Annotated in this window: 20 protein-coding genes; 8 read left to right on the forward strand and 12 right to left on the reverse strand. The window is 56.9% G+C overall.

The window, feature by feature from the left end:
- Nucleotides 1-11: 11 nt before the first annotated feature.
- From ACMGEE_RS01695 to bglF, 3 genes are all read right to left on the reverse strand, one after another.
- On the reverse strand, nucleotides 12-1,325 hold the full coding sequence (locus ACMGEE_RS01695; protein WP_436829745.1) for a carbohydrate porin: 1,314 nt from the start codon (nucleotides 1,323-1,325) through the stop codon (nucleotides 12-14).
- A 164-nt stretch (nucleotides 1,326-1,489) separates the two neighbouring features.
- Nucleotides 1,490-2,878 carry a 6-phospho-beta-glucosidase gene (ascB, locus tag ACMGEE_RS01700; RefSeq protein WP_436829561.1) on the reverse strand — a complete coding sequence of 463 codons (1,389 nt, stop codon included), beginning with the start codon at nucleotides 2,876-2,878 and terminating at the stop codon, nucleotides 1,490-1,492.
- 17 nt (nucleotides 2,879-2,895) lie between these two features.
- A complete protein-coding gene (gene bglF / locus ACMGEE_RS01705; RefSeq protein ID WP_301251674.1) occupies nucleotides 2,896-4,773 on the reverse strand; it encodes a PTS beta-glucoside transporter subunit IIABC in 1,878 nt (625 codons plus the stop codon).
- Nucleotides 4,774-5,094: 321 nt separating this feature from the next.
- Between bglF and zntB the strand changes: the two genes are divergently transcribed.
- The 4 genes from zntB (at nucleotide 5,095) to dbpA (ending at nucleotide 9,136) form a co-directional block, all read left to right on the forward strand.
- Nucleotides 5,095-6,078, forward strand: coding sequence for a zinc transporter ZntB (gene zntB / locus ACMGEE_RS01710; protein WP_253453929.1), 984 nt, complete (start codon nucleotides 5,095-5,097; stop codon nucleotides 6,076-6,078).
- 278 nt (nucleotides 6,079-6,356) lie between these two features.
- Entirely contained in the window at nucleotides 6,357-6,512 is a 156-nt protein-coding gene (ynaL, locus tag ACMGEE_RS01715) for a proline-rich small protein YnaL (RefSeq protein WP_253453930.1), read from the forward strand.
- A gap of 156 nt (nucleotides 6,513-6,668) precedes the next feature.
- Complete coding sequence (ttcA, locus tag ACMGEE_RS01720; RefSeq protein WP_436829562.1) at nucleotides 6,669-7,562, forward strand: tRNA 2-thiocytidine(32) synthetase TtcA; 894 nt, start codon at nucleotides 6,669-6,671, stop codon at nucleotides 7,560-7,562.
- A 194-nt stretch (nucleotides 7,563-7,756) separates the two neighbouring features.
- Nucleotides 7,757-9,136 carry an ATP-dependent RNA helicase DbpA gene (dbpA, locus tag ACMGEE_RS01725; RefSeq protein WP_301251679.1) on the forward strand — a complete coding sequence of 460 codons (1,380 nt, stop codon included), beginning with the start codon at nucleotides 7,757-7,759 and terminating at the stop codon, nucleotides 9,134-9,136.
- 44 nt (nucleotides 9,137-9,180) lie between these two features.
- Here the strand turns inward: dbpA and ACMGEE_RS01730 are convergent, their stop codons facing one another.
- Complete coding sequence (locus tag ACMGEE_RS01730; protein ID WP_253453937.1) at nucleotides 9,181-9,468, reverse strand: putative quinol monooxygenase; 288 nt, start codon at nucleotides 9,466-9,468, stop codon at nucleotides 9,181-9,183.
- A gap of 395 nt (nucleotides 9,469-9,863) precedes the next feature.
- Here ACMGEE_RS01730 and ACMGEE_RS01735 point away from each other — a divergent pair, with 395 nt between their 5' ends.
- Nucleotides 9,864-10,127, forward strand: coding sequence for a putative hemolysin (locus ACMGEE_RS01735; protein WP_125287660.1), 264 nt, complete (start codon nucleotides 9,864-9,866; stop codon nucleotides 10,125-10,127).
- Between the two features lie 9 nt (nucleotides 10,128-10,136).
- Here ACMGEE_RS01735 and ACMGEE_RS01740 read toward each other — a convergent pair whose 3' ends face one another.
- A complete protein-coding gene (locus ACMGEE_RS01740; protein ID WP_253453939.1) occupies nucleotides 10,137-11,129 on the reverse strand; it encodes a 2-hydroxyacid dehydrogenase in 993 nt (330 codons plus the stop codon).
- 177 nt (nucleotides 11,130-11,306) lie between these two features.
- On the opposite strand from ACMGEE_RS01740, the gene ACMGEE_RS01745 reads away from it, so the two are divergent.
- Nucleotides 11,307-13,925, forward strand: coding sequence for a YdbH family protein (locus ACMGEE_RS01745; protein WP_436829563.1), 2,619 nt, complete (start codon nucleotides 11,307-11,309; stop codon nucleotides 13,923-13,925).
- The gene (locus ACMGEE_RS01750) at nucleotides 13,922-14,113 is read left to right on the forward strand and encodes a YnbE family lipoprotein (RefSeq protein WP_253453943.1); all 192 of its coding nucleotides are present in this window, start codon (nucleotides 13,922-13,924) and stop codon (nucleotides 14,111-14,113) included. The genes ACMGEE_RS01745 and ACMGEE_RS01750 overlap by 4 nt, the downstream gene beginning before the upstream one ends.
- Before the next feature lie 47 nt (nucleotides 14,114-14,160).
- Here ACMGEE_RS01750 and ACMGEE_RS01755 read toward each other — a convergent pair whose 3' ends face one another.
- The gene (locus tag ACMGEE_RS01755) at nucleotides 14,161-14,766 is read right to left on the reverse strand and encodes an FMN-dependent NADH-azoreductase (RefSeq protein WP_253453945.1); all 606 of its coding nucleotides are present in this window, start codon (nucleotides 14,764-14,766) and stop codon (nucleotides 14,161-14,163) included.
- A gap of 220 nt (nucleotides 14,767-14,986) precedes the next feature.
- Here ACMGEE_RS01755 and hrpA point away from each other — a divergent pair, with 220 nt between their 5' ends.
- Entirely contained in the window at nucleotides 14,987-18,883 is a 3,897-nt protein-coding gene (gene hrpA / locus ACMGEE_RS01760; protein WP_436829564.1) for an ATP-dependent RNA helicase HrpA, read from the forward strand.
- 208 nt (nucleotides 18,884-19,091) lie between these two features.
- Here the strand turns inward: hrpA and ACMGEE_RS01765 are convergent, their stop codons facing one another.
- The 6 genes from ACMGEE_RS01765 to rstA all read right to left on the reverse strand — a co-directional run bounded on the left by ACMGEE_RS01765 (nucleotide 19,092) and on the right by rstA (nucleotide 24,360).
- Nucleotides 19,092-19,892, reverse strand: a complete 801-nt coding sequence (locus tag ACMGEE_RS01765; protein WP_253453949.1) for a trypsin-like serine peptidase — start codon at nucleotides 19,890-19,892, stop codon at nucleotides 19,092-19,094.
- 100 nt (nucleotides 19,893-19,992) lie between these two features.
- Nucleotides 19,993-20,076, reverse strand: coding sequence for a small membrane protein YdgU (gene ydgU, locus ACMGEE_RS21720; protein WP_495849197.1), 84 nt, complete (start codon nucleotides 20,074-20,076; stop codon nucleotides 19,993-19,995).
- A 78-nt stretch (nucleotides 20,077-20,154) separates the two neighbouring features.
- The gene (gene asr / locus ACMGEE_RS01770; protein ID WP_253453951.1) at nucleotides 20,155-20,670 is read right to left on the reverse strand and encodes an acid resistance repetitive basic protein Asr; all 516 of its coding nucleotides are present in this window, start codon (nucleotides 20,668-20,670) and stop codon (nucleotides 20,155-20,157) included.
- A 153-nt stretch (nucleotides 20,671-20,823) separates the two neighbouring features.
- A complete protein-coding gene (locus ACMGEE_RS01775; RefSeq protein WP_436829565.1) occupies nucleotides 20,824-22,305 on the reverse strand; it encodes a carboxypeptidase M32 in 1,482 nt (493 codons plus the stop codon).
- Between the two features lie 25 nt (nucleotides 22,306-22,330).
- A complete protein-coding gene (rstB, locus tag ACMGEE_RS01780; RefSeq protein WP_253453955.1) occupies nucleotides 22,331-23,632 on the reverse strand; it encodes a two-component system sensor histidine kinase RstB in 1,302 nt (433 codons plus the stop codon).
- Nucleotides 23,629-24,360, reverse strand: coding sequence for a two-component system response regulator RstA (gene rstA, locus ACMGEE_RS01785; protein WP_370734078.1), 732 nt, complete (start codon nucleotides 24,358-24,360; stop codon nucleotides 23,629-23,631). Before rstA ends, rstB begins: the two co-directional genes overlap by 4 nt.
- Nucleotides 24,361-24,534: the final 174 nt, after the last annotated feature.

Raw genomic sequence — 24,534 nt, forward strand, 5'->3', positions numbered from 1 at the left:
GATGTTTTTAATCAGAAAGTAATAACCGTTTTTACTCCTGTTACCCAGGCGTCCTGCGTTTCCCGTAAAGCACCGGGACGGTGCCAGTATTGCACTACTGGCTGAACCTCCAGCCACGAGGTCGCACGCAGGCGATAGTAGAGCTCGGCGTTAACGGTGTGACCAGGAAGAGGGTGATAAAGCGCATCGACATAGTCATGTGTTCCCTGTAGCTCGTTAAGGTATTGCTGGTTCCGGCGGTAATCCTTGCTTATTTCAATCCATGTAGCGCCCAGTCCCAGCCAGTCATCGGGCCGTGCATCGGCCAGGCCGTGATAGCGTAACGAAACGGCTGCGACCCGATGCAGCAGGTTACTGCGCCTATCGCTTAAACTCATACTGAATGAAGAGCTCAGCCCGCGGGTGGCATCGTCTTTGTGTCGGGTAAGCTGCTGGTTAAAGCCGCCGTACAGAAACCAGGTTCGATGATGGCTACGATAACCTTCCGCATCGTCAGCGCCGGTAGCCTGGGACTTTCCGGCATAAAAATCGGTTTGCGGCGCATTGGTAAACAGCAGGCCCAGGTTATAAATTCCGGGCAGGTTATTTATGCGAGTTTTTATTTCCAGCTCCAACGGCAGCACCACGCCTTTGCTGCCTCTGGTTGACCCGCTCCAGGCATGGCCGCGCGACTCAGCATTTGGGTTCTGCTCCATTATGCCGCTTTTTAAGGTCAGCTCATCGTTAAGCTTATATTGCAGCGTGGTTCCCCAGTAATGCACGTTCCAGTTATACCAGGTAAAAGAGTTAGCTGATTTGCCGCCGCACTGCGAAAGTAGCTGAAAGTCACAGGGGATTATTTGATCGAAATCCTGCACCTTGTTCATCATACCAATGCGCCAGTGCAGACGGCGATCGTGAAAGGTCCGGGCGAAAGTTAACCAGCCCAGACGGGTGATGGAACCCCGGCCAGAGCTTTCCTGAGCAATATCGTTAGCGCTGACCCTGGGATCCTGTAATCGTTTAAAGGTCAGGCTGTCATCGTGATTGCGATTAACAATATTGCCCTCGATTTTGGCATCGGCAATATTCGTCAGGTCTTCAAGATCCTGCCCGAACGTCAGCGAAAACTGATCGATATAGGCTGCATGACGATCGTGGTTGTAACCACCGGCAGCATTATAAGCAACCTGACTTAAATAGCCGAGGTTGAAATGGAAACCATCCGCCTCCAGAACCGGCCTTACCCCACCCATGTCGCCGAGCAGCCCTGGCGTGGAAGGAACAAAGCCCAGGGCCTCTCCCTGCCAGGCTTCGCTGGCGTAAGCGGGCGGGCCTGAAACCATCAGGCCAAAAACGATTGGCGTAATGAGCGTTCTGAATTTAAAGGTGTAAGCGATCTTTCTCATCCGTTATTCCTTTAACCGATTCAGGCAGGCTATTAACGACATTGCCGGAAGGCGTTAACTGCCCTCCGGATTGAGCATGTCCGGCCTGGATTTATTCACCGCTAGCTCAGAGAGGCACCCTGGGTTTTTATAACCTCGCGATACCACCAAAAACTCTTTTTGGGCCTGCGCGTCAGCGTACCGTTTCCCTGGTCGTCGCGATCGACATAGATAAAACCGTAGCGTTTGGAAAACTCGGCTTTCGAGGCGCTCACTAAATCAATTGGCCCCCAGCTGGTATAGCCCCAGACCTCCACGCCGTCTTTAATGGCTTCACGCACCTGCACCAGATGATCGTTCAGATAAGCGATGCGATAATCGTCGTTGATTGCGCCATCCGCTTCTGCCTTATCCCTGGCGCCCAGGCCGTTCTCCACGATAAACAGCGGCTTTTGATAGCGATCGGCAAGCATATTCAGCAGCAGCCGCAGTCCCTGCGGGTCGATCTGCCATCCCCATTCAGAGGCGGGAAGATGTGGGTTCGGCACCATATCCAGCACGTTGCCACGCGCCAGGGCCGCTGTTTTATCCGCCGTGGCGCAGCCGCTCATGTAATAACTGAAGGAGATAAAATCAACGGGTTCGCGCAGATCGATGTTGTCCTGCTCGCTGATAGCTATTTCGATACCTTGCTGTTTAAAAAAGCGTGCCATATAGGGTGGGTAAGCGCCGCGCGCCTGTACATCGCCAAAGAACAGCCATTCACGATTTTTTTGTAGCGCTTCGAGCATATCTTCAGGACGGCAGGTCAGAGGATAAAGCAGGCCGCCCAGCAGCATATTGCCGATTTTGCCTTCAGACACAATTTGATGGCAGGCTTTTACTGCCCGTGCGCTTGCCACCAGCTGATGGTGAATGGCCTGGTATATCGCCTGCCTGCTGCTGTTTTCCGGCAGGCCTACGCCGGTGAAAGGCGCATGCAGTGACATATTGATCTCATTAAAGGTGAGCCAGTATTTTACTTTGTGCCTGTAGCGCTCAAATACCGTGCGGGCATAGCGTTCAAAAAAAACAATTGTTTGACGGTTGCCCCAGCCGCCGTAGTTGCTGACCAGGCCGTAGGGCATTTCGTAATGCGAAAGCGTCACCATCGGCGCAATATTATATTTAGCCATCTCGTCAAACAGGCGATCGTAAAAAGCCAGTCCGGCCTCGCAGGGTTGCTCCTCGTCGCCCTGTGGGAAAATGCGTGTCCAGGCGATGGAGATGCGTAACACCGTGAAGCCCATTTCGGCGAACAGCCGGATATCTTCCGGATAGCGATGATAAAAATCGATGGCAATATCCTTGATGTTAAAATCGCCCGGCTGGCGCGCAACGCGTTCGCCAAAAATGCCGTGCGGTTGCAGATCGGAGGTCGACAGGCCTTTACCACCTTCCCGCCATGCTCCCTCAACCTGATTAGCGGCCATCGCGCCGCCCCAAAGAAAGTTTTGTGGAAATGTATGCATAATTGCTCCTTAAGCAGTTACATAATCAGCTTCAGCAACGCGCCGTTTTCCGCTACCTGTTCCCGATCGCTGGCGGGAAGCACGTCAAGATAGTCGTCGCTGTTGCTGATGATGACGGGCGTGGTCAGGTCATAACCGGCTTCACGCAGGGCCGGAAGATCGAACTCAATGAGCAGCTCCCCACGGCGCACTGGCTGATCCTGCGCCACGTGAACGGTGAAATAGTTGCCGTTCAGCTGTACCGTATCCAGCCCGACGTGGATCAGCAGCTCCACGCCGTTTTCGGCGATCAGGCCAATCGCGTGTCCGGTGCGAAACAGCGAAGCCACGCGACCGTCCAGTGGGGAAACGACACGACCGCAGTCGGGCACAATCCCTACGCCTTTCCCCAGCAGGCCGCTGGCAAAGGTTTCGTCGGCGATCTGTTCCAGCGGCACTACTTTGCCGCTTAGCGGGCTGGTCAGGGTAAAGGTGTGCGTCAGCTTTTCCGGGGGAGGCTCCGGCGTCGCATCGACGAGGGTTTCGGTTTCCTGCTGTGGAGCAAGACCGAAAAAGTAAGTGGCGACGGCCGCAAAAATCAGCGACAGCAGGGCGCCTGCCAGCACGGCATAAACGGTGATATCAATGCCCGTTTTAGGCACGCTCTGAAAAATCGTAAAGATGCTGGCCAGCCCAAACGAATAAACGCTGGCATGGTAAAAACCGATCAGCGCCGCGCCCAGCGCGCCGCCGATACAGCCAAAGATAAAGGGACGGCGGTTAGGGAGAGTGACGCCATAAACCGCCGGCTCGGTAATGCCAAAAATGGTGGCGCTGAAGGCGGAAGCGGCAATGCCTTTCAGCCTGCGATCGCGGGTTCGCAGCAGCACGCCCAGCGTTGCGCCGCTCTGGCCCATTACGGCGGCGAACAGCAGCGGCATCATAAAGTCCTGGCTATGCATGCTGAGGTTATTAATCATCAGCGGCACCAGCCCCCAGTGCAGGCCAAAAATAACCAGCACCTGCCAGAAACCGCCGAGGAAAAGCCCGGCGATCAGCGGACTCAGGGCGTAAATCCACAGATAGCCGTCGGCCAGCTGGTTACTGAGCCAGGTGGCGACCGGGCCGATAACTAAAAAGCTCAGCGGCACCACCACCCCCAGACAAAGCAGCGGCGTAATAAAATTCCGGATGGCATCCGGCAGGCGCGAATTAACCATTTTCTCCAGCAGGCTGGCGACCCAGGCGGCGAGTAAAATGGGGATCACCGACGAAGCGTAATTGATAAGGATCAGAGGAACGCCGAAAAAGGAGAGCGGCGCTTCGCCGCTTTGCGCCTGATTAAAGGCTTCCAGCATTAAGGGATGCACCAGCGCAGCCCCAATCGCCATCGACGTAAAAGGGTTGCCGCCGAATTTTTTACCGGCACAGTAGCCGAGCACGAGGGGGAAAAAATAAAACAGCGCATCGCTGGCGACGAAAAGAACCCGATAGCTGCCGCTCTGCTCCTGCAGCAGCCCGATCGCCAGCGCCAGCGCCAGCAGGCCTTTCAGCACGCCGGAAGCGGCCATTACGCCAAGGAACGGGGTGAAAATGCCCGAAACGATATCGATAAAACGATTAAAGAGAGACAGTTTTACGGGCGCAGCGGAAGCCTGTTCGCCTTCACTTAAGCCGCCTTCGCTCAACAGCGCCTGATAGACGTCGCCGACATGATTGCCTATCACCACCTGATACTGACCGCCGCTCTCGACGATCGTAATAATTCCCGGATTGTTTTTTAGCGAGGCCGTATCGGCCAGCGCTACGGATTTAAGCCTGAAGCGCAGTCGGGTCGCGCAGTGTACCAGTGACGCTATGTTTTCCCGGCCGCCCACGCCTTGCAGAATTTGTTGGGCCAGCTGCTGATAGTTCATAAAACGCTCCCTGCACCTTCGCCTTAACTGAAAAAAACCAAAAAAAAACCTGAACCGCTTATTTTCGCCACGGGCATGAAAATAAGCGGTTCAGGTTTTGCCTGCGTAGACAGTGACAACCCTGATTAGCATTCAGGATAGTTTCTTAAAGGCGAACAAATAACAAGCATCGGCGATGGGTTGATGACTGAATCGTGAGGCGGATCGAGTTTTATTTGCACACTGACACGCTTTTTAACCTGCGTGCTCAGAAAGGAGGTTTTGCATTGGCATTCGCGCAGGCTAGACTGTATCGCATTGATTATGCTGCGAGGAAAGGTTGTGGAAAGCATAGCAGGCAAGGCCTTACAGGTATCGGACGCCATTATTTCCTGCCAGCTGGACGGAAAGGGCGGACTGATCCCGATTGATGATAAAGACGTAATTCACTGTGACAAGCCCTGCTGGCTGCACCTGAATTACACCCACCGGGAAAGCGCAGAATGGCTGATGTCCACGCCGCTGCTCCCGGACGCCGTGCGGGACGCCCTGGGCGGCGACAGTATGCGCCCAAGAGTCAATCGACTGGGCGACGGAACGATGATTACGCTACGCAGCGTCAACCTGAACACCGAATCGCGTCCCGATCAGCTGGTGGTTGTGCGGGTATTTATTAATGACCGGCTCATTGTTTCTACCCGCCAGCGTAAGGTGTTCGCTATTGATGAAGTGCTGACCGATCTGCAAAACGGCAACGGCCCCACCAACGGCGGCGGCTGGCTGGTGGACGTTTGCGACGCCTTAACCGATCACACCAGCGAGTTTATTGAGGACCTACACGATAAAATTATCGAACTGGAAGATGCGGTAGTCGATCAGCAGGTGCCGCCCAGAGGCGAGCTGGCGCTGATCCGTAAACAGCTGATTATTATGCGGCGCTATATGGCGCCTCAGCGCGACGTATTTTCGCGTATCGCCAGTGAAAGGCTGCCGTGGATGAGCGATGACGATCGACGACGCATGCAGGATATCGCCGACAGGCTGGGTCGTGGGCTGGACGACCTGGATGCCAGCGTGGCGCGCACGGCAGTCTTGTCGGATGAAATCAGCACGGTGATGGCGGAAGCGATGAACCGTCGCACCTATACCATGTCGCTGCTGGCGATGGTCTTTTTACCGACAACCTTTCTCACCGGCCTGTTTGGCGTCAACCTTGGCGGCATCCCGGGCGGCGAGTGGCGCTTCGGCTTTGCCACCTTCTGCTTTTTGTTAGTGGCGCTGGTGCTTGGCGTTGCCTGGTGGTTACGTCGCCGTAAATGGCTGTAATTTACCGCCACTCTGCCGCGATAAAGCGCAAAAAGGGGCAATAAAGCTGATCGATATCAATAAAAGGAGCAGACGGCTGGGGCAAACTCTTTCTCGCAGGTGAATGCAACGTCAAGCGATGGGCGTTGCGCTCCATATTGTCTTACTTCCTTTTTTGAATTACTGCATAGCATTTTTAATTCATACAGGCCGGCGTAAGCCGGCTTTTTTTTGCCCGTTTGCCAGCGCTGGCGGTGGTGCCTATGCTTACAGTTCACCTTATGTTCGAGGAGGAAGATATGCTGTCCGACTACGTAATGGATACACCAAGAGCTTCCGATCCGGTGCCGACCGATCCCGTACCGATTCCCGATCCTATTCCAACACCGCAGCCGATGCCCGATCCGCCGCCTGATATGCCGGATCCCATCACCGATCCGCCGCCGCATATGTAGCACGGCCAGGCCGGTTAACATCGCCGGCCTTTTTTGCAGCTGACGGCCGCTTCCCGAATATTTCCACCTCTGTTAAAAACCCGTATAATCCGCGACAGTCCAACGCTCAACCAGGAAACCCGCCGCCGGTTTGTCCGCTCGGCGTAATAAGTATTTATGAATCAGACTGATACAAGAAAAGAGACGCTCGAATTCAACAAGTTGCAAAAGCGCCTCAGAAGAAACGTCGGCAACGCCATCATTGATTACAACATGATTGAAGAGAATGACGTGGTGATGGCCTGCATGAGCGGCGGTAAAGATTCCTTTGCCATGCTGGATATTTTGCTGGGTCTGCAAAAGGTTGCGCCCGTGAAGTTTGAGGTGGTCGCCGTGAATCTCGACCAGAAGCAGCCTGGTTTTCCCGAGCATATTTTGCCAGAGTACTTCGAGAGCCTGAATATCCCTTACTATATCGTGGATAAAGACACTTACTCTGTTGTAAAAGAGAAAATTCCCGAAGGCAAAACCACCTGTGGGCTTTGTTCAAGACTGCGCCGCGGCACGCTCTATTCTTTTGCAGAACGCATCGGCGCCACCAAAATCGCGCTGGGCCACCATCTTGATGATATTGTGGAAACCCTGTTTCTGAATATTTTTCACGGCGCGCGCATGAAGGCAATGCCGCCCAAGCTGCGTTCCGACGATGGCCGCAATGTGGTTATCCGGCCGCTGGCCTACTGCCGCGAAAAAGATCTGATCGCCTATTCTGAACAGAAAGACTTCCCGATTATTCCCTGCAACCTTTGCGGATCGCAGGAAAACCTACAGCGTCAGGCGATTAAAGCAATGCTTGCCGAGTGGGATAAAAAAGAGCCGGGACGCGTGGAAAGCGTATTCAAATCGCTGCAAAACGTCAGTCCAAGCCAGCTGGCGGATCGCAATCTGTTCGATTTCGTCAATCTGCCGTTGGCTCGCGAAGGCGAAAGAGAGGAGTACGCTTTTACCGAAGCGACGGTTTCCTCTACCAACATTGATAAAGCGATGTTTATCGACGTCACCAATATCTGAGTAAGCCGGGGAGGCCGCTCCCTGTCGTTAACCGTGCAGCGGAAGCCGCGCCTGCTTTTTCAGCCGCTGCTTTTGCTGCCCGTGCATCCCTTCGTCGGCCCGGCACACAATTCCCTCCGCGGCAGTAACGTCCGCCAGCGCTTTTCTGCTACACTCAGCGGCAATTTCCCCTCCGGTTTTTCAGAGAGTAATTTGTGAGCGCTTTTTCAACCCTGACTTCCCTGCCAGCCAGCCAGATCGCCAATCTGAACGAGCTGGGCTACCACACCATGACCCCCATTCAGGCCGCATCGTTACCGGCGATCCTGGAAGGTCGCGACGTCCGCGCGCAGGCAAAAACGGGCAGCGGCAAAACGGCCGCTTTCGGCCTCGGCGTGATGCAGCGCATCGACGCCACGCAGTTTGTTACCCAATCGCTGGTGCTTTGCCCGACGCGCGAGCTGGCCGATCAGGTCACCAAAGAGCTGCGTCGCCTGGCGCGTTTTACCGCCAATATCAAAATTCTGACCCTGTGCGGCGGCCAGCCGATGGGCGCCCAGCGTGATTCGCTGGTGCATGCGCCGCATATCGTCGTCGGCACGCCGGGGCGTATTCTGGATCATCTGAAGCGTGAAACCTTGCAGCTGGGCCAGCTAAGTACGCTGGTGCTGGACGAAGCCGACCGCATGTTAGAGATGGGCTTCCGCGATGATATCGACGCCATTATCAGCTACACGCCGCCCGCGCGTCAGACGCTGCTGTTCTCCGCGACCTGGCCGCAGGATATCGCAAAGATTAGCCAGCGTGTTCAGCGCGATCCGCTGAGCGTGGAAACAGATGTGGTCAGCGATTTGCCAGCGGTTGAGCAAACTTTTTATGAAGCCGGCTCGCGAGAGAAACTGCCGGCGTTAATCGGCCTGCTTAGCGATAAGCAGCCGTCTTCCTGCGTGGTGTTCTGCAACACCCGACGCGAATGCGACGATATCGCCGCCGCGCTGGAAGGGCAGCAAATCAGCGCGCTGGCGCTGCATGGCGATTTGGAACAGCGCGACCGCGACCAGGTGCTGATCCGTTTTGCCAACGGCAGCTGTCGCGTGCTGGTGGCTACGGATGTCGCCGCGCGCGGACTGGATATTAAAGCGCTGGCAATGGTGGTCAACTATCAGCTTTCGTACGATCCGGAAGTGCACGTGCACCGCATTGGCCGTACGGCCCGCGCGGGTGCGGAAGGGTTGGCGATCAGTCTGGTTGCGCCGGACGAGATGATCCGCGCCCACGCGCTGGAAGACTTTTTACAGCAGAAGCTGAGCTGGCGCAGCGTGTCGGAGCTGAAAAGCGTGGCGCCTCGTCCGCTACCGGCGGAAATGGCGACGCTGAGCCTGGACGGCGGGCGTAAGGCAAAAATCCGCCCTGGCGATATTCTGGGCGCGTTAACCGGTGAGGCAGGGCTGAGCGGCGACGCTATCGGTAAAATCGATATTGGCCCAACGCAGGCGTATGTCGCTATCCGTCAGAGCAGCGCGCGCCAGGTGATGAAGCAATTGCAGCAGGTGAAAATCAAAGGGAAAACCTGCCGCGCCCGACTTTTGAAGTAGCGGCGCCGGCAGGCCCGGAACACCCTGAACAGGGTGTTCTTGCTTCAGAACTTCAGCACTTCCGGCGGCTGCGCCACCAGAGGTTCGGCATCGGCCATCAGCGTTTTAAAGTGCGGCTGATTGCCATGCGTCTCTACGGCCTGCGCGTCCTGCCAGGTTTCGTGAAAAAGGAACACGTTGCCGTCTTCTACGCTGCGGTACAGGTCATAATGAATACAGCCTTCTTCCGCGCGTGCCGGCTTAACGCCCGCGTTTAGCACTTTCTTCAGTTCGTCTGCTTTACCTGCTCTGGCGGTAAACTTCGCCACGATACGCACATGTTTGTCGCTCATTTTATTCTCCTTAGATAAAACCCGGTGTAAGGCCGTTTCCGTTCGACAGGATTAGCCGCCGAAGAGAGAAAGCTATCATGCCATAAATTGCTTAAGCCTTCAGGTCGTTACGCTATTTATTCAGCCAGGCTTTAGTTCCAACGCACGTAATGCCAACAGCTAAAAGTCGATGAAGGTGACAACGTCACGCTCATACTCAGCTTCAGGCGGGCGCCAGGCTCATCCTGGTGACACTGTCACTACTGTCTGCGTTGATGACCTTATTGGTAAAATCAGACCAGCGGCTATTGCCATTCATTATTTTTAATTTAGTAAATATTCGTGACTGCGCTCGACCCTGACGGCATCCTGACATATGCTGACCCACGCCCAAGTCCTTCTTCCGGAGTTTTCTGATGAGAGCAGCGATATTTCTGCTTGCTGGTTGCGTCTTGCTTACCGGCTGTAGCCACGATAACGAGCCGCCGCAGCAGGCTACCAGCGCCCACGTGCCGCCTAAAGTTGTGATGTCCGACCTGGCCGCCAGCGCCTGTTCAGACGCCGGGGGAACGCTGGCGCTTTCGCGCCAGCTGGATGGAAGTGCTGTAGGCATGTGCCAGCTGGCCAACGGGCGTCGCTGCGGCGAAAGCGCGCTGGCCAGCGGCAGCTGCGCCCGCTAAAAACCGGCGTTAGCCCGTCAGCTCGTTATCGCAGAGATCGCCTTTTTCCAGCTGCTGCAGATTTTGCAAGGTGGTCTCGGCAATGCTGGTCAGGGCTTCTGCCGTCAGGAAAGCCTGATGGCCGGTGAACAGAACATTATGGCAGGCGGACAGGCGACGGAAGATATCGTCCTGAATAACGTCATTAGATTTATCTTCGAAAAAGAGATCGCGTTCGTTTTCGTAAACGTCCATACCCAGCGAGCCGATCTTCTGCATTTTTAGCGCGTCAATCGCCGCCTGAGAATCAATCAGGCCGCCACGGCTGGTATTAATAATCATCACGCCATCTTTCATCTGCTGGAAAGCCGCCATATTCAGCAGATGATTATTCTCGGGCGTTAGCGGACAGTGGAGCGAAATCACATCCGATTCCCTGAACAGCGTTTTGATATCGACGTAGGTGGCACCCAGTTCCAGCGCCTGGGGATTGGGATAAGGATCGAAAGCCAGCAGCCGCATACCAAATCCTTTCAGGATACGCAGCGTGGCAAGGCCGATTTTGCCCGTACCGATAATACCGGCGGTACGACCGTGCATATTGAAGCCGATCAGGCCTTCCAGCGAGAAGTTGGCGTCGCGGGTTCGCTGATAAGCCCGGTGAATACGGCGGTTCAGCGTCATCATCATACCAACGGCGTGTTCCGCTACGGCTTCAGGCGAATAGGCCGGCACGCGCACCACCTTCAATCCCAACGTTTTTGCCGCCTCCAGATCCACGTTATTGAATCCGGCGCAGCGCAGCGCGATATATTTGACGCCCAGTGACGCCAGCTCCTCCAGCACCTCGCGGCCGCCATCGTCGTTAACGAAAATGCAGACGCCGTCGCAGCCGGCCGCCGTCTTCGCGGTACGTGCGGTCAGCAGAAAATCAAAATATTCCAGCTCAAATCCATAGCTTTCGTTAACCTGCTCAAGGTATTTCCGGTCGTACTGTTTGGTACTGTATACCGCAAGTTTCATGCATGATCTCCTGTATCCGTCAGACAGCTCTCCCTTAACAATACTTCGCATTGGACGGCTAGTCAGCCAATGGCAGGCAATATTTGTTCGGCAGGTGAATAATTACCCGCTCAAATCTTCTCGCGGCGCGCAGGACGTGCCATGATTTACGCCTTAACGTAAGGAATGGATTGAAGTATGGGCCGGGGCTGGAAGCTATTTATTATTGCCATCGCGGCCGCTGCGGTTTTAAGCGGCGCCGGACTGCTGACGCTGAGCTGGTGGCTGCCGCGGCTGGCGGGCTTCTGGCTGCCCGCTGCCACCACGGTCAGGCTGGATGGCAACCCCCGCTGGCGTTCAGGCGCCTTGTGGCTGCCCGGCCTTCGCTATCGCACAGGCGACTGCGAGCTGGCGAGGGCGAGCAATGTGACGCTGGGAAGCGCCGAAGGCCGCTGGAAGCTGGGTGCGACGCTACTTGAAGTCAACAGCGCCTGTTTCAGCAAGCTGTCGACAAGCAGCGATCAGCCTGCCGCGCCGCGTTCGCTGGCGGAGTGGCAGTCAATGCTGCCAAAAGCAGACGTTGCCATTGAGCGCGTCAGCCTGCTTCCCTGGCAAAGCTGGGCGGGAGCGCTACGGCTCAACCTCGATCCACAACGGCAGCTTATTCACTGGCAGGGCGAAAACCTTTCGTTACGGGCCGTGCTGGCGGGCCAACAGCTGGATGTACAGTCGCTGGCGCTTAGCGTAGCGGGCATGACCGATCCCATCACCATGAACGGTTTGCTGACGCTGCCGAAAATACCTGACCGGCTGCCGGATAGCGGCGAGCTGGCGGCCACGCTGAAAACGGCCAGCGTTCCACAGCCGCTGCGGGCCAGCCTCAACTGGCAGCAGAACAGCGGCACGCTGACCCTCAGGGCGCAGGATCTGGAGGAGCCGCTGCTGCTGCTGCCGTGGCGGGTTTCCGCGCAGCAAATTGCGATTAGCCAGGGCAAATGGCGCTGGCCCTGGGCCGCACAACCGGTGTCCGGCGGCGTGGCCCTGACGCTAAAAGACTGGCGGCAAGGGCTGCCGGGGATGGAAGTCACAGGGAGACTCAACGTGCTGACCCAGGGACGCGGCGGCAAAGGCAACGTCGTGCTGTCAGTCGGGCCGGGCCATCTGGACTGGACGCAGAGCGAGCTGCCGTTTCGCCTGACGGGCGAGAGCAAACTGGCGCAGCTGCTTTTTTTCGCCGGCATTCCCGGCAAGCTACAGGGCCCGCTGCTTGATCCCGTGCTGCGCCTTCAGCCCGGCGCGCTGTTGCGGATGCGCGGGCGTCTGCTCTCTACGCTGGAGGTGGACGAAGCGCGCTGGCCGCTTTCCGGCGTGGCGGTCTCTTCAGCGGGCATCGAGGGGCGGCTACAGGCCATTCTTAGCGCGCACGATAACCAGATGGGACGGTTCCGCCTGCATCTGGACGGTCGCGCCACGGGATTCTGGCCGGACAAAGGCCGCTGGCTGTGGCGCTATTGGGGCGACGGGCTGATGGCGCCGCTGGCGGCCAAATGGGATGTAAAAGGGCGTGGAAGCTGGCAGGATCGGCAGATTGAACTCGCTTCTTTGTCCACCGGATTCGATCAAATTCGCTACGGCGGGGTAACAATGGCCGCGCCCAGGCTAACGCTGGCCAGGCCGGTTCGCTGGCTACGCGACGAGAAAACCCCTGCTTTTAGCGCAAGCTTGCGGCTCAACGCGCAGCGCACCAGCCTCGACAGCGGCGGCTATCTGCCGCCCGCAGAGTTAATGCTTGACCTCAACGGTAGCGATCCCGCTCGTTTCCTCTATAAGGGCAAACTGACCGCCGATCCGGTCGGCCCGGTACGGATACAGGGCCGCTGGGACGGTACGCGGCTGCGTGGCCAGGCCTGGTGGCCGCAGCAGTCGCTAAGGGTTTTCCAGTCACTGTTGAACGACGATCTGAAAATGTCTGTTCGCGGCGGCACGCTGAAAGCTCAGGTCGCTTTTTCAGCGGCGGCGGATCAGGGTTTTGCCGCAGGCGGCCACTGGGTGGTCAGCGACGGCAGCGTGCGCACGCCGGATAACCAGTTTACCGGCATCGATTTCTCTTTGCCGTTCAGGCTGCAAGCGGGCCAGTGGTACTTTGGCGCCAAAGGCCCGGTTTCGCTGCGCATCAAGGCAATTAAAAACCAGTTTGCGCTAAAAAATATTCGCGCCGATCTTCAGGGCTGGTATCCGTGGAGCGCCGCCCGGCCGCTGCGCCTGAGCAACGTCGGGGTGGAGGTGCTGGGCGGCGAGCTGAGTTTGCTTAGCCTTCAGCTACCGCAAACCGAAGCGGCCACGCTACGGCTGAAAGCTATCAGCATGAGCGAGCTGGTAACGGCCATTCAGCCGAAAAAAATCGCCATGTCCGGCCGCGTTGACGGCGCGCTGCCGCTGTGGCTGCAAAACTCTGCCTGGCTGGTCAAAGAGGGCTGGATCACCAACAGCGGCCCGCTGACGCTGCGGCTGGATAAAGATTTCGCCGACGCGCTGGCTTCCGGTAATATTGCCACCGGCGCGGCGATGGACTGGCTGCGCTATATGGAAATTTCCCGCAGTCGGGCCACGCTGAATATTGATAATAAAGGCGAGATGACCATGACGGCGCAGGTCAACGGCACCAGCCGCTTCAGCGATAAAAATCAGCACGTCTCGCTGCACTACACGCAGCAGGAAAATATTTTTCAGCTGTGGCGTAGCCTGCGCTTTGGTGACAATTTGCAATCCTGGACAGAGCAGCATGCCACGCTGTCAGCACAAGGAAAAACCGAATGAAAACAGCTCTGCCGATCCTCGCGGGGATGCTGCTCAGCGGCTGCGTGCCCCGTATTGAGGTCGCTGCCCCAAAAGAGCCGATTACCATCAATATGAACGTGAAAATCGAGCATGAAATCGTGATTAAAGCGGACAAAGACGTGCAGACGCTGCTGAAAAACGGCGAGGATGCGCCGCTGCGGCAATAAAAAAGCAGCCGGGCGGCTGCTTTTTCAGGCGAGATCTGAGGAAAAGATCAGGCGTTAACCAGCTGGTTCAGCGTGGCTTTCGCTTCTTCGCTGGCTTTGGTGGCCGCTTCCGGGCCGTATGCCATGCCTTCAGCGTAAACGAACTGTACGTCGCTCAGACCCAGGAAGCCCAGGAACAGCTTCAGGTAAGGCGTTTGCAGATCGGCTGGCGTATCTTTATGGATGCCGCCGCGGCTGGTGATCACAATTACTTTTTTACCGACGATCAGACCTTCCGGGCCTTTCTCGGTGTAGCGGAAAGTTACGCCGGCGCGGGCAATCAGGTCAAAGTAGTTTTTTAATTGCGTCGGGATGTTGAAATTGTACATCGGCGCCGTAATAACAACGGTATCCACAGACTGAATTTCAGCAATCAGCTCGTCGGAAAGCGCCAGGGCTTCCTGCTGACGCGGCGTCAGAGCAGCATCGGAAGGACGCAGCGCGCCGACCAGTTCGCCGTCCAGTACCGGAATCGGATTTGCAGCCAGATCGCGGATCACGATCTCATCGCCGCTGTGCGCCGCTTTCCACTCTGCAACAAAGTGATCGGCCAGCTGGTTGGACTGTGAGTAGCCTGCGAGAATGCTCGATTTCAGTACTAAAACTTTGCTCATAATGAATTTCCTTTGTTATGCGGATGTGTCCGCTCAATGACTTACACTCTATTGGCAAATCAGCCTTAGGGATAGTGCAATATTCTGAAGCCCGTGTTCGAATTTACTGAACAAGGTTAGCGCGCCGCAGCCGTAGCTAAGTGGTTGTCTGTGCTACAATACGCAAAATTTTTTATTCATACTTTGTTTGCCAGCCTGCTGGCGATTAGCGAGCTTTTTTATGTCTGATACTCCCCGTACGCCTTTAACGACGCTGGCGCCGCGCCTGGAAGCGCTGATGCTCAGAGATCGTCAGCGGCTGCAAAAGCGCCTGCACGGCGCAAAAAAAGTGAAGAACCCTGCGGCTCAGCAGGCGATAGCCGATGAGCTGAGCGGCGAAATCGCCGCGGCGGAACAGCGCGTGGCGCTGCGGAAAGCGGCCACGCCGACCATCCGCTACCCGGAAAACCTGCCGGTCAGCCAGAAGAAACAGGAAATCGCCGAGGCTATTCGCGATCACCAGGTGGTGATTGTGGCAGGCGAAACCGGCTCGGGGAAAACCACCCAGCTGCCGAAGATTTGCATGGAGCTGGGCCGGGGCATCACGGGGCTGATTGGTCACACCCAGCCGCGTCGTCTGGCGGCGAGAACGGTGGCCGATCGCATTGCGGCCGAGCTGGAAACCTCGCTCGGCGGCTGCGTGGGCTACAAGGTGCGCTTCAACGATCAGGTCAGCGAAACGACGCAGGTCAAGCTGATGACCGACGGTATCCTGCTGGCGGAAATTCAGCAGGATCGCCTGCTGATGCAGTACGACACCATCATTATTGATGAGGCGCACGAGCGCAGCCTGAATATCGACTTCTTGCTGGGCTATCTGCGCGAGCTGCTGCCGCGCCGTCCCGATTTAAAGATTATCATTACCTCGGCCACTATCGATCCACAGCGCTTTTCCCGGCACTTTCACCATGCGCCGGTGATTGAAGTCTCCGGCCGCACTTATCCGGTCGAAGTGCGTTACCGGCCGATTGTGGAAGAGGCGGACGACACCGAACGCGATCAGCTACAGGCGATTTTTGACGCGGTGGACGAGCTGGGTCAGGAAAGCCGTGGCGATATCCTGATCTTTATGAGCGGCGAAAGGGAAATTCGCGACACCGCCGATGCGCTGAACCGTCGCGATCTGCCGCATACGGAGATCCTGCCGCTCTATGCGCGCCTTTCCAACGCCGAGCAGAACCGCGTCTTCCAGTCGCACAGCGGCAGGCGCATCGTGCTGGCGACCAACGTGGCGGAAACGTCGCTGACCGTGCCCGGCATTAAGTACGTTATCGATCCCGGCACGGCGCGTATCAGCCGCTACAGCTTCCGCACCAAGGTTCAGCGTTTGCCGATTGAGCCGATTTCCCAGGCGTCGGCAAACCAGCGTAAAGGACGCTGCGGCCGCGTTTCCGAGGGCATCTGTATCCGCCTTTATTCGGAAGAGGATTTTTTAAGCCGTCCGGCCTTTACCGATCCGGAAATTTTGCGCACCAATCTGGCCTCGGTCATCTTGCAAATGACCGCGCTGGGCTTGGGCGATATCGGCGCGTTTCCTTTTGTGGAAGCGCCGGACAAACGCAATATTCAGGATGGCGTCAAGCTGCTGGAAGAGCTGGGCGCGATAACCCTGGACGACCAGCACTACAAGCTGACGCCTTCCGGCCGTTCGCTGGCGCAGCTGCCGGTCGATCCGCGCCTGGCGAAAATGGTGCTGGAGGCGCAGAAATACGCCTGTACCCGCGAAGTGATGATTATCACCGCCGCGCTTTCTATCCAGGATCCGCGCGAGCGTCCGGTTGAGAAACAGCAGGCATCCGACGAGAAACATCGCCGTTTTGCCGACAAAGAGTCCGATTTCCTCTCCTTCGTCAATCTGTGGAACTACCTTCAGGAGCAGCAGAAAGCGCTGTCGTCCAGCCAGTTCCGACGCCTGTGCAAAACGGACTACCTGAACTATCTGCGCGTGCGCGAATGGCAGGATATCTACACCCAGCTGCGGCAGGTGGTGCGCGAGCTGGGTATTCCGCTGAACAGCGAACCGGCGGATTTCCGGGGCGTGCATACCGCGCTGCTGACCGGGCTGCTTTCCCATATTGGTCAGAAAGACGTCGAGAAGCAGGAGTACTCCGGCGCGCGCAACGCCCGCTTCTCGATTTTCCCCGGCTCCGGCCTGTTTAAAAAGCCGCCGAAGTGGACGATGGTCGCCGAACTGGTGGAAACCAGCCGTCTCTGGGGCCGTATTGCCGCCCGTATCGAGCCGGAATGGATCGAGCCGCTGGCGCAGCATCTGATTAAACGCAGCTACAGCGAGCCGCACTGGGAGAAAGGCCAGGGCGCCGTGATGGCCAGTGAAAAAGTCACGCTGTACGGCCTGCCGATCGTAGCGGCGCGCAAGGTCAACTACGGCCCGATCGATCCGGTGCTGTCGCGCGAGCTGTTTATCCGCCACGCGCTGGTGGAAGGCGACTGGCAGACGCGTCACGCCTTCTTCCGCGCCAATCTTAAACTGCGTGAAGAGGTGGAAGAGCTGGAGCATAAATCGCGCCGACGCGATATCCTGGTGGATGACGAGACGCTGTTTACCTTTTATGACCAGCGTATTCCGCACGAGGTGATTTCCGCCCGGCATTTCGACAGTTGGTGGAAAAAGGCGAGCCGCGAGCAGCCCGAGCTGCTTAATTTTGCTAAAGAGATGCTGATCCGCGAAGGCGCTGAGAACATCAGCAAGCTGGATTACCCTAACTTTTGGCAGCAGGGCAACCTGAAGCTGAAGCTGAGCTACCAGTTCGAGCCGGGAACCGATGCGGATGGCGTTACGGTGCATATCCCGCTGCCGCTGCTGAATCAGGTTGAGGAAAAAGGCTTCGAGTGGCAGATCCCCGGCGTGCGGCGGGAGCTGGTTATCGCGCTGATTAAGTCGTTGCCAAAACCGTTACGCCGTAACTTTGTGCCCGCGCCGAATTACGCCGACGCTTTTCTGGCGCGCGCCACGCCGCTGGAGCTGCCGCTGGTGGACGCGCTGGAGCGCGAATTCCGTCGGATGAGCGGCGTCACTATCGACCGTGAGGCCTGGCAATGGGATCAGGTGCCCGATCATCTTAAAATGACTTTCCGCGTGGTGGACGAACATAACCGCAAGCTGGCGGAAGGACGCGATCTCGCCGCGCTGAAAGAGCAGCTGAAGGCCAAAGTGCAGGAAACGCTGTCGCTGGTGGCGGATGACGGGCTGGAGCAGAGCGGCCTGCATATCTGGAGCTTCGGCGATCTGCCAGACCATTTCGAGCAGAAGCGCGGCAGCTACAGCGTGAAGGCATGGCCCGCGCTGGTGGATGAAAAAGAGAGCGTGGCGATCCGGCTGTTTGATTCCGAGCACGAGCAGAAAAAAGCGATGTGGCGCGGTCAGCGCAGGCTGCTGCTGCTCAATATCCCTTCGCCGATTAAATATCTGCATGAAAAGCTGCCGAACAAAGCCAAGCTGGGGCTTTACTTTAACCCTTATGGCAAAGTGCTGGATTTGATAGATGACTGCATCGCCTGCGGCGTGGACAAGCTGATTGCCGAATATGGCGGCCCGACCTGGCAGGAAGAGGGCTTCCGCCAGCTGCATGAAAAAGTGCGAGCGGAGCTGAACGAAACCGTGGTGGAAATAGCCAAAAAGGTCGAGCAGATCCTGACGGCGGTGTTTGCTATCAACAAGCGGCTGAAAGGGCGCGTGGATATGACGATGGCGCTGGCGCTTTCCGATATCAAAGCGCAGATGAACGGCCTGGTATATCGCGGTTTCGTTACCGGCAACGGCTGGAACAAGCTTGCCGACACCCTTCGCTATTTGCAGGCTATCGAGCGCCGTCTGGAAAAGCTGCCGGTCGATCCGCACAGCGACCGCGCCAGAATGGTCAAGATAGAGAAAGTTCAGCAGGCCTGGCAGGGGTGGTTTAACAAGCTGCCGCTGGTTCGCCGCGATGATGAGGATGTAAAAGAGATCCGCTGGATGATTGAAGAGCTGCGCGTCAGCTATTTCGCTCAGCAGCTGGGCACGCCTTATCCGGTTTCGGAAAAGCGTATTCAGCAGGCGATGGATGAGATAGTGCTCTGAGATTAACTCGTCCGCAGGCAATACAGGCCAGCGGACGCTCTTAAACTTAAATAGCTGTTGCTAAAAGAATTAGCAGTAAAAACGCGTTAAGGATTGGTGAGCGGCTTTGCCTGCTGCATCCGGCTGGAGAAAAGGCAAAAAGGATATTCACTAGTACAGCTTAAAAACCTGCCTGAATGCCGCAAACCGACGGCATTCATTTATCCCTTTATTCCTGCGCCAGCGTTTCCAGGCCGTCCCGGAAAGCGGTGACGGCAATGGCGCGGTTATCCGCTTCGTAACGATCTTTTGCCGCCGGTGCAGAGCTTTGTACCGCAATCAGCTGCCAGCCGCTGTCGCTTTTTAGCAGGAGCGGCGAACCGCTGTCGCCAGGCAGGGTGTCGCACTGATGCGACAGCACATTTTTCTGCGCCCAGCCGGTAATCAGACAGTTGCTGTGTGAATAGAGCGTATCAAGATGATCTTCCGGGTAGCCCGCCTGAGTTACCCGACGCTGTTGCGTTTTCAGCGCGGCGGTCAGATCGCTGCGGCTGCCGTCAAACAGCGGCACGGGTGTTATGCCGGAAGGCGGATTATGCAGTACGACCAGCCCGTAATCGTAAGGTGCGGCCGATGAAGGCACGATCCAGCCGTCGCCGTCGGCCTTAAGCTTTCTGCCTAAAGCGGGATCGACCCGGGTATCCACATCGTGAATTTCGTAGCGCCAGTCGCCATCATGCCCGATAAAACGCAGCGCAACGACTTTATCGATTTTGCCCGGCGGCGCCAGCAGACAGTGGCCGGCAGTCAGGGCTAAATGAGGCGAAATCAGGGTGGCGCTACACAGGTTGCCGCTGGCGGTTTCCAGCTGGCCTATTGCTTCCCACGGCTGGCTGGCGGTATCGCTGACAGGGTGGCGATCGTCTTTGCCGAAAAACAGCGTTCTGACATCCTGTGCGTCGTCGTCACCGGCGTGGCTACAAAATGAAAGGGCTAAACATCCCATTAAAAAAAAAGCTTTCAGGCGCATGTCTCTCTCTGAATGGAGATTAAAAACCGCAGGTGGTAATAACTATAGTCGGCTGGCGGTAAAAAGGAAGTTTAATTTATAAATCAGCAGGCTACGGGTATTAAAGATAGAAGCTAAAGGCGATAGCGCCGCAGATAATCATACAGGCCAGGATAATTTCGAATAAATAGCGGCGCACCATCATCCGATACTCCAGGAAAAAAACACCCGGCTGAACCGGGTGTTTAAGTGAACAGACTAAGTTGAAGGCTTGCTTCGGCAATTACGCTTTAGGCGCGGCGGCTTTCTTAGCGGTTTTCTTGTGGTGTACTTTCTTGGCGGCCTGAGCTTTCTGCGCTACTGGCTTAGCGGCTTTCTTGTGGTGTACTTTCTTGGCGGCCTGAGCTTTCTGCGCTACTGGCTTGGTTGCTTTTTTATGGTGCACTTTCTTGGCGGCCTGCGCTTTCTGCGCTACTGGTTTAGCCGCTTTTTTGTGGTGTACTTTCTTGGCAGCCTGCGCTTTCTGTGCAGCTGGCTTAACGGCTTTCTTGTGGGCCTTCTTGGCTGCCTGAGCTTTCTGGGCTACCGGCTGTTTAACGGCTTTCTTATGTTTTTTAGCTGCCTGCGCTTTCTGCACGGCTTTCTTGTGCGCTTTGTGATGCTTAGCGGCATGAGCTGGCGCGGCGGTAGTAGAAGCAGCCGGTGCGGTAGTGGCTGGCGCGGCGGTGGTTTCAGCAGCAAAAGCAACTGAAGAGATACCCATAGCAGCGGCTACAACCAGAGCGAATAATTTTTTCATTGCACAACCCTCAAAGTGTTATTTCATTTTTCAGCCCACTGCGGGGCCGGTGAAGAGACTATAAGGGAAGGGCGGCGGGCTTTCCGTGAGTGATTGGTATCGGCGTGTTACCGATTGTACAAAGCCCGCCGGCGCGACGGGCTTGCGGACTGGTTACAGGTAGCGGTTTTCCAGATGCTGCCGGAAAAAGCGCGGATTAAGATCTTCGCCGGTGGCGTTTTCAATCAGCTGACGGGTGGTGAAACGACTGCCGTGCTGCCAGATATTCTGCTGTAGCCAGTCAAAGATCGGTTGCAGATTTCCTTCGCGGATATCGCTGTGCACCTGCGGCAGCGCCTTTTTCACGCTGTTGAAAAGCTGTGCCGCGTACATGGCACCCAGCGTGTAGGTAGGGAAATAGCCGAACGAGCCGTCCGTCCAGTGAATGTCCTGCATACAGCCGTCGCGATAGTTGCCGGTCGTGTCCAGCCCCAGCAGCGCCTGCATCTTCTCCTGCCACAGCGTCGGGATGTCGTCCACTTCAATCTCGCTTTCGATCAGCGCACGCTCGATCTCATAACGCAGAATGATATGCGCGGGATAGCTCACTTCATCCGCATCCACGCGGATCAAACCAGGCTTAACGCGCTGGTTAAGGGCGATAAAGTTAGCTTCTTCCAGCTCAGGACGGTCGCCCATCAGCGTTTTAACCTGCGGCAGCAGCAGGCTCAAAAACTCCGTGCTGCGGCCCAGCTGCTTTTCAAAGAAAAGGCTTTGCGACTCGTGAATCGCGGTGGAGCGGGCCAGTGCAACGGGCTGACCGGCCCACTGCTTCGGCAGATTCTGCTCGTAGCAGGCGTGGCCAGTTTCGTGGATCACGCCCATCATCGCGCTGATAAATTCGTTAGCGTTGTAGCGGGTAGTAATGCGTACATCTTCCGGAACGCCGCCGCAAAACGGATGCGCGCTGACGTCCAGTCGCCCGGCATTAAAGTCAAAATTAAGCAGCTTCATCAGCGCGTTGCCCAGCAGCTGCTGCGACTCCACCGCGAAAGGGCCAACCGGTACGGCAACCGGCTGGTGGGACTGCTTCTCGACAATACGCGCCAGCAGCGAAGGCAGCCACTGCTTCAGCTCGCCGAAGGTGCTGTCCAGCTTAGCGGCGGTCATGCCAGGCTCATAAAGATCCAGTAACGCATCGTAACGGGAGCAGCCGTTCGCCTGCGCGCGCAGCTCGGCTTCCGCCCGGCTCAGCTTCACCACTTCCTTCAGATTAGCGGCAAAACCCTGCCAGTCATTGGCGGGGCGCTGCTGACGCCAGGCGTGTTCGCAGCGGGCGCCGACGAGAGATTTTTCCTCGACCAGCGCGGCAGGCAGCAGGGCGGCCTGATCGTAAGCGCGGCGCATCTCACGCAGGTTAGCGCGCTCCACGTCATTCAGGGTTTCATTGGCAGCCTGATCCAGCCATTGCGCCACGGCTTTATCGGTCAGGATTTCATGACGCAGCACGCTCAGTTCGGCCAGCGCCGCGCCGCGTGCGCTACTGCCGCCGGGCGGCATCATGGTCATCATATCCCAGCCGGCGATGGCTGACAGATGGCCGAAGCGGGAAAGACGGGTAAAGGTTCGGGTCAGATTTGCATAGGCGGATGACATAGATATCCTTTTAGTCATGGCGCTGTCAGACAGCGCGAGGAGGCGTTAAGGGTAAATCAACCGGCCAGCAAAAGCGAACGCTTGCGCCGCCAAGCGGGCTGGCGTCGATAGTCACGGTGCCGCCAAAGGCCTGCGCTACCGAGTGCACAATCGCCAGCCCAAGCCCGCAGCCGCCGGTCGCGCGGTCGCGGCTGGGGTCAAGACGCACGAAAGGCTCGAATACCCGTTCGCGCTCGGCCAGTGGAATGCCCGGCCCGTCATCCTCTACCTGCAAGCAGGCGGTATCGCCGTCGAACCACAGCCCGACGCGCAGGCGCTGCCGGGCATAGCGCAACGCGTTATTGACCAGGTTATCCAGCACTCGCTCCATCAGCCGCGTGTCCGCCACGCCCAGGTTCTGACGCTGCGGCGTATCCAGCTCCAGGGTAAATTCGGGATGCACCATGCGGATATCGTCCAGCCGTTCGCTCAGCCAGGCAGCCAGATCGAGCGACTGAAGATGCAGATCGACCTTTGGCCTGTCCAGGCGGGCGTAGGTCAGCAATTCTTCAATCAGCGACTCCAGCTGGCCGATATCGCGATTCAGCGCGGCGGCTTCGCTGGCGCTAAGATTATCGCTCATCTCCAGCCGGTAGCGCAGGCGCACCAGCGGCGTGCGTAGCTCATGGGCGATGCCGTCAATCAGCTGCTTTTTACTGACCACCAGCGTATTGATATTGTCCGCCATCTGATTAAAGGCCACGCCGAGCCGCAACAGGCTGGAGGCGTTATCAAAATGGATCCGCTCGTCCAGATGGCCCTGGCCGAAGCGCTGCGCCGCCGACTCCAGCCGCAGCATGTCTTTCCAGTGCGGCCGCATCCAGATAAACACCGGCAGCGCCAGCGAAATGCCGATAAAGGCCAGCAGCACGATATCCAGGATGCGCATTTCGTGCAGGAAAAAGAGGTAAGGGATCGGCCCCACGGCCAGCACATAATGGCTGCGCGGAATGTGCTGTAAAAAAGTGTATTCGTCATCAAGGGCGACGATCCCGCCCGCGCGCAGGCGGCGCATGGTAGGCGCATCCAGCTGATACTTGTTCATCGGCTCGATATGCAGCTTAAAGGAGAGGTTAAGATCCAGATTATCGATGGTTTTATTCCAGTCGCGGGGCGGGATTTCCCGCAGCTCGCTGCGCATCAGGTAGAGCGAGCTTTTCATCAGGTCATCCATTGACTCTCGCCCGGCGCGCTCGGCGGTAAATTTATACACCAGCCCCACCAGCATCGCCATGACCAGAAAACAGACAAACAGCAGCAGATAAAACTGAATAAACAGCTTCTTCATTCGGTATCCCAGGCGTGTGGCGCAAACAGATAGCCTTTATTACGGATGGTTTTAATGCGATAAGGCTCGGTTGCGCTGTCCAGCAGCTTTTTACGCAGGCGTGAGATCGCCACGTCGATGCTGCGGTCCATGCCGTCGTAACTCACGCCGCGCAGCGTTTTCAGCAGGGCATCACGGTTAAGAATCGAACCGGCATGCGTCGCCAGCTCCCACAGCAGATCGAAGTCAGCGGTGGAAAGAGCGATGATTTCGCCGCCCAGCGTGACCTGGCGGTTAACGGCATCCACGGTCAACGTGCCGAAACGCAGGGTTTTCTGTGCGCTCATGGCCGGAGCAATCACCGCCTCGTCGCCGCTGTGCGTCGCGGCCTGACGCAGATGCAGCCGCAGGCGCGCCAGCAGCACCGCAGGCGGCGTGGTTTTAAGGATATAGTCGTTGGCGCCCATCTCCAACGATAAAATATGATTCATATCGCTGTCCAGCGAGGTCAGCAGCACAATCGGGCCGGACCATGTTTGGCTGGCGCGCAGATCGCGGCACAGCGTCATGCCGTCCTTGCCGGGCAGCATAATATCCAGCATCACCAGATCCGGCATGGCGGCCTCAATGGTGGCTTCGGCGCGGTCGCCACGGCTTTCTACGATCACTTCAATATCATGACGCTTCAGGTAGGCGGCGATAAGTTCGCCCACATCCCGATCGTCCTCAACGAATACTATTTTATTCATAGCGACATTTTTTTACCTGGGAGTAACAACATTACCCAATGTTTACGCTGACTACTATAAGTCAGGGCTAAATAACTCTCGATGTATAGTATAAATGGCGTAAAATATGTCATTATATTCGACAGGGTTGTTGCCTGACGACGCGGTGCGTTGATTAACGGAGAAAGGGGAGAA

The sequence above is a fragment of the Erwinia artemisiae genome (assembly GCF_051400835.1).
In the GTDB taxonomy this organism is placed as follows: Bacteria; Pseudomonadota; Gammaproteobacteria; order Enterobacterales; family Enterobacteriaceae; genus Erwinia; species Erwinia aeris.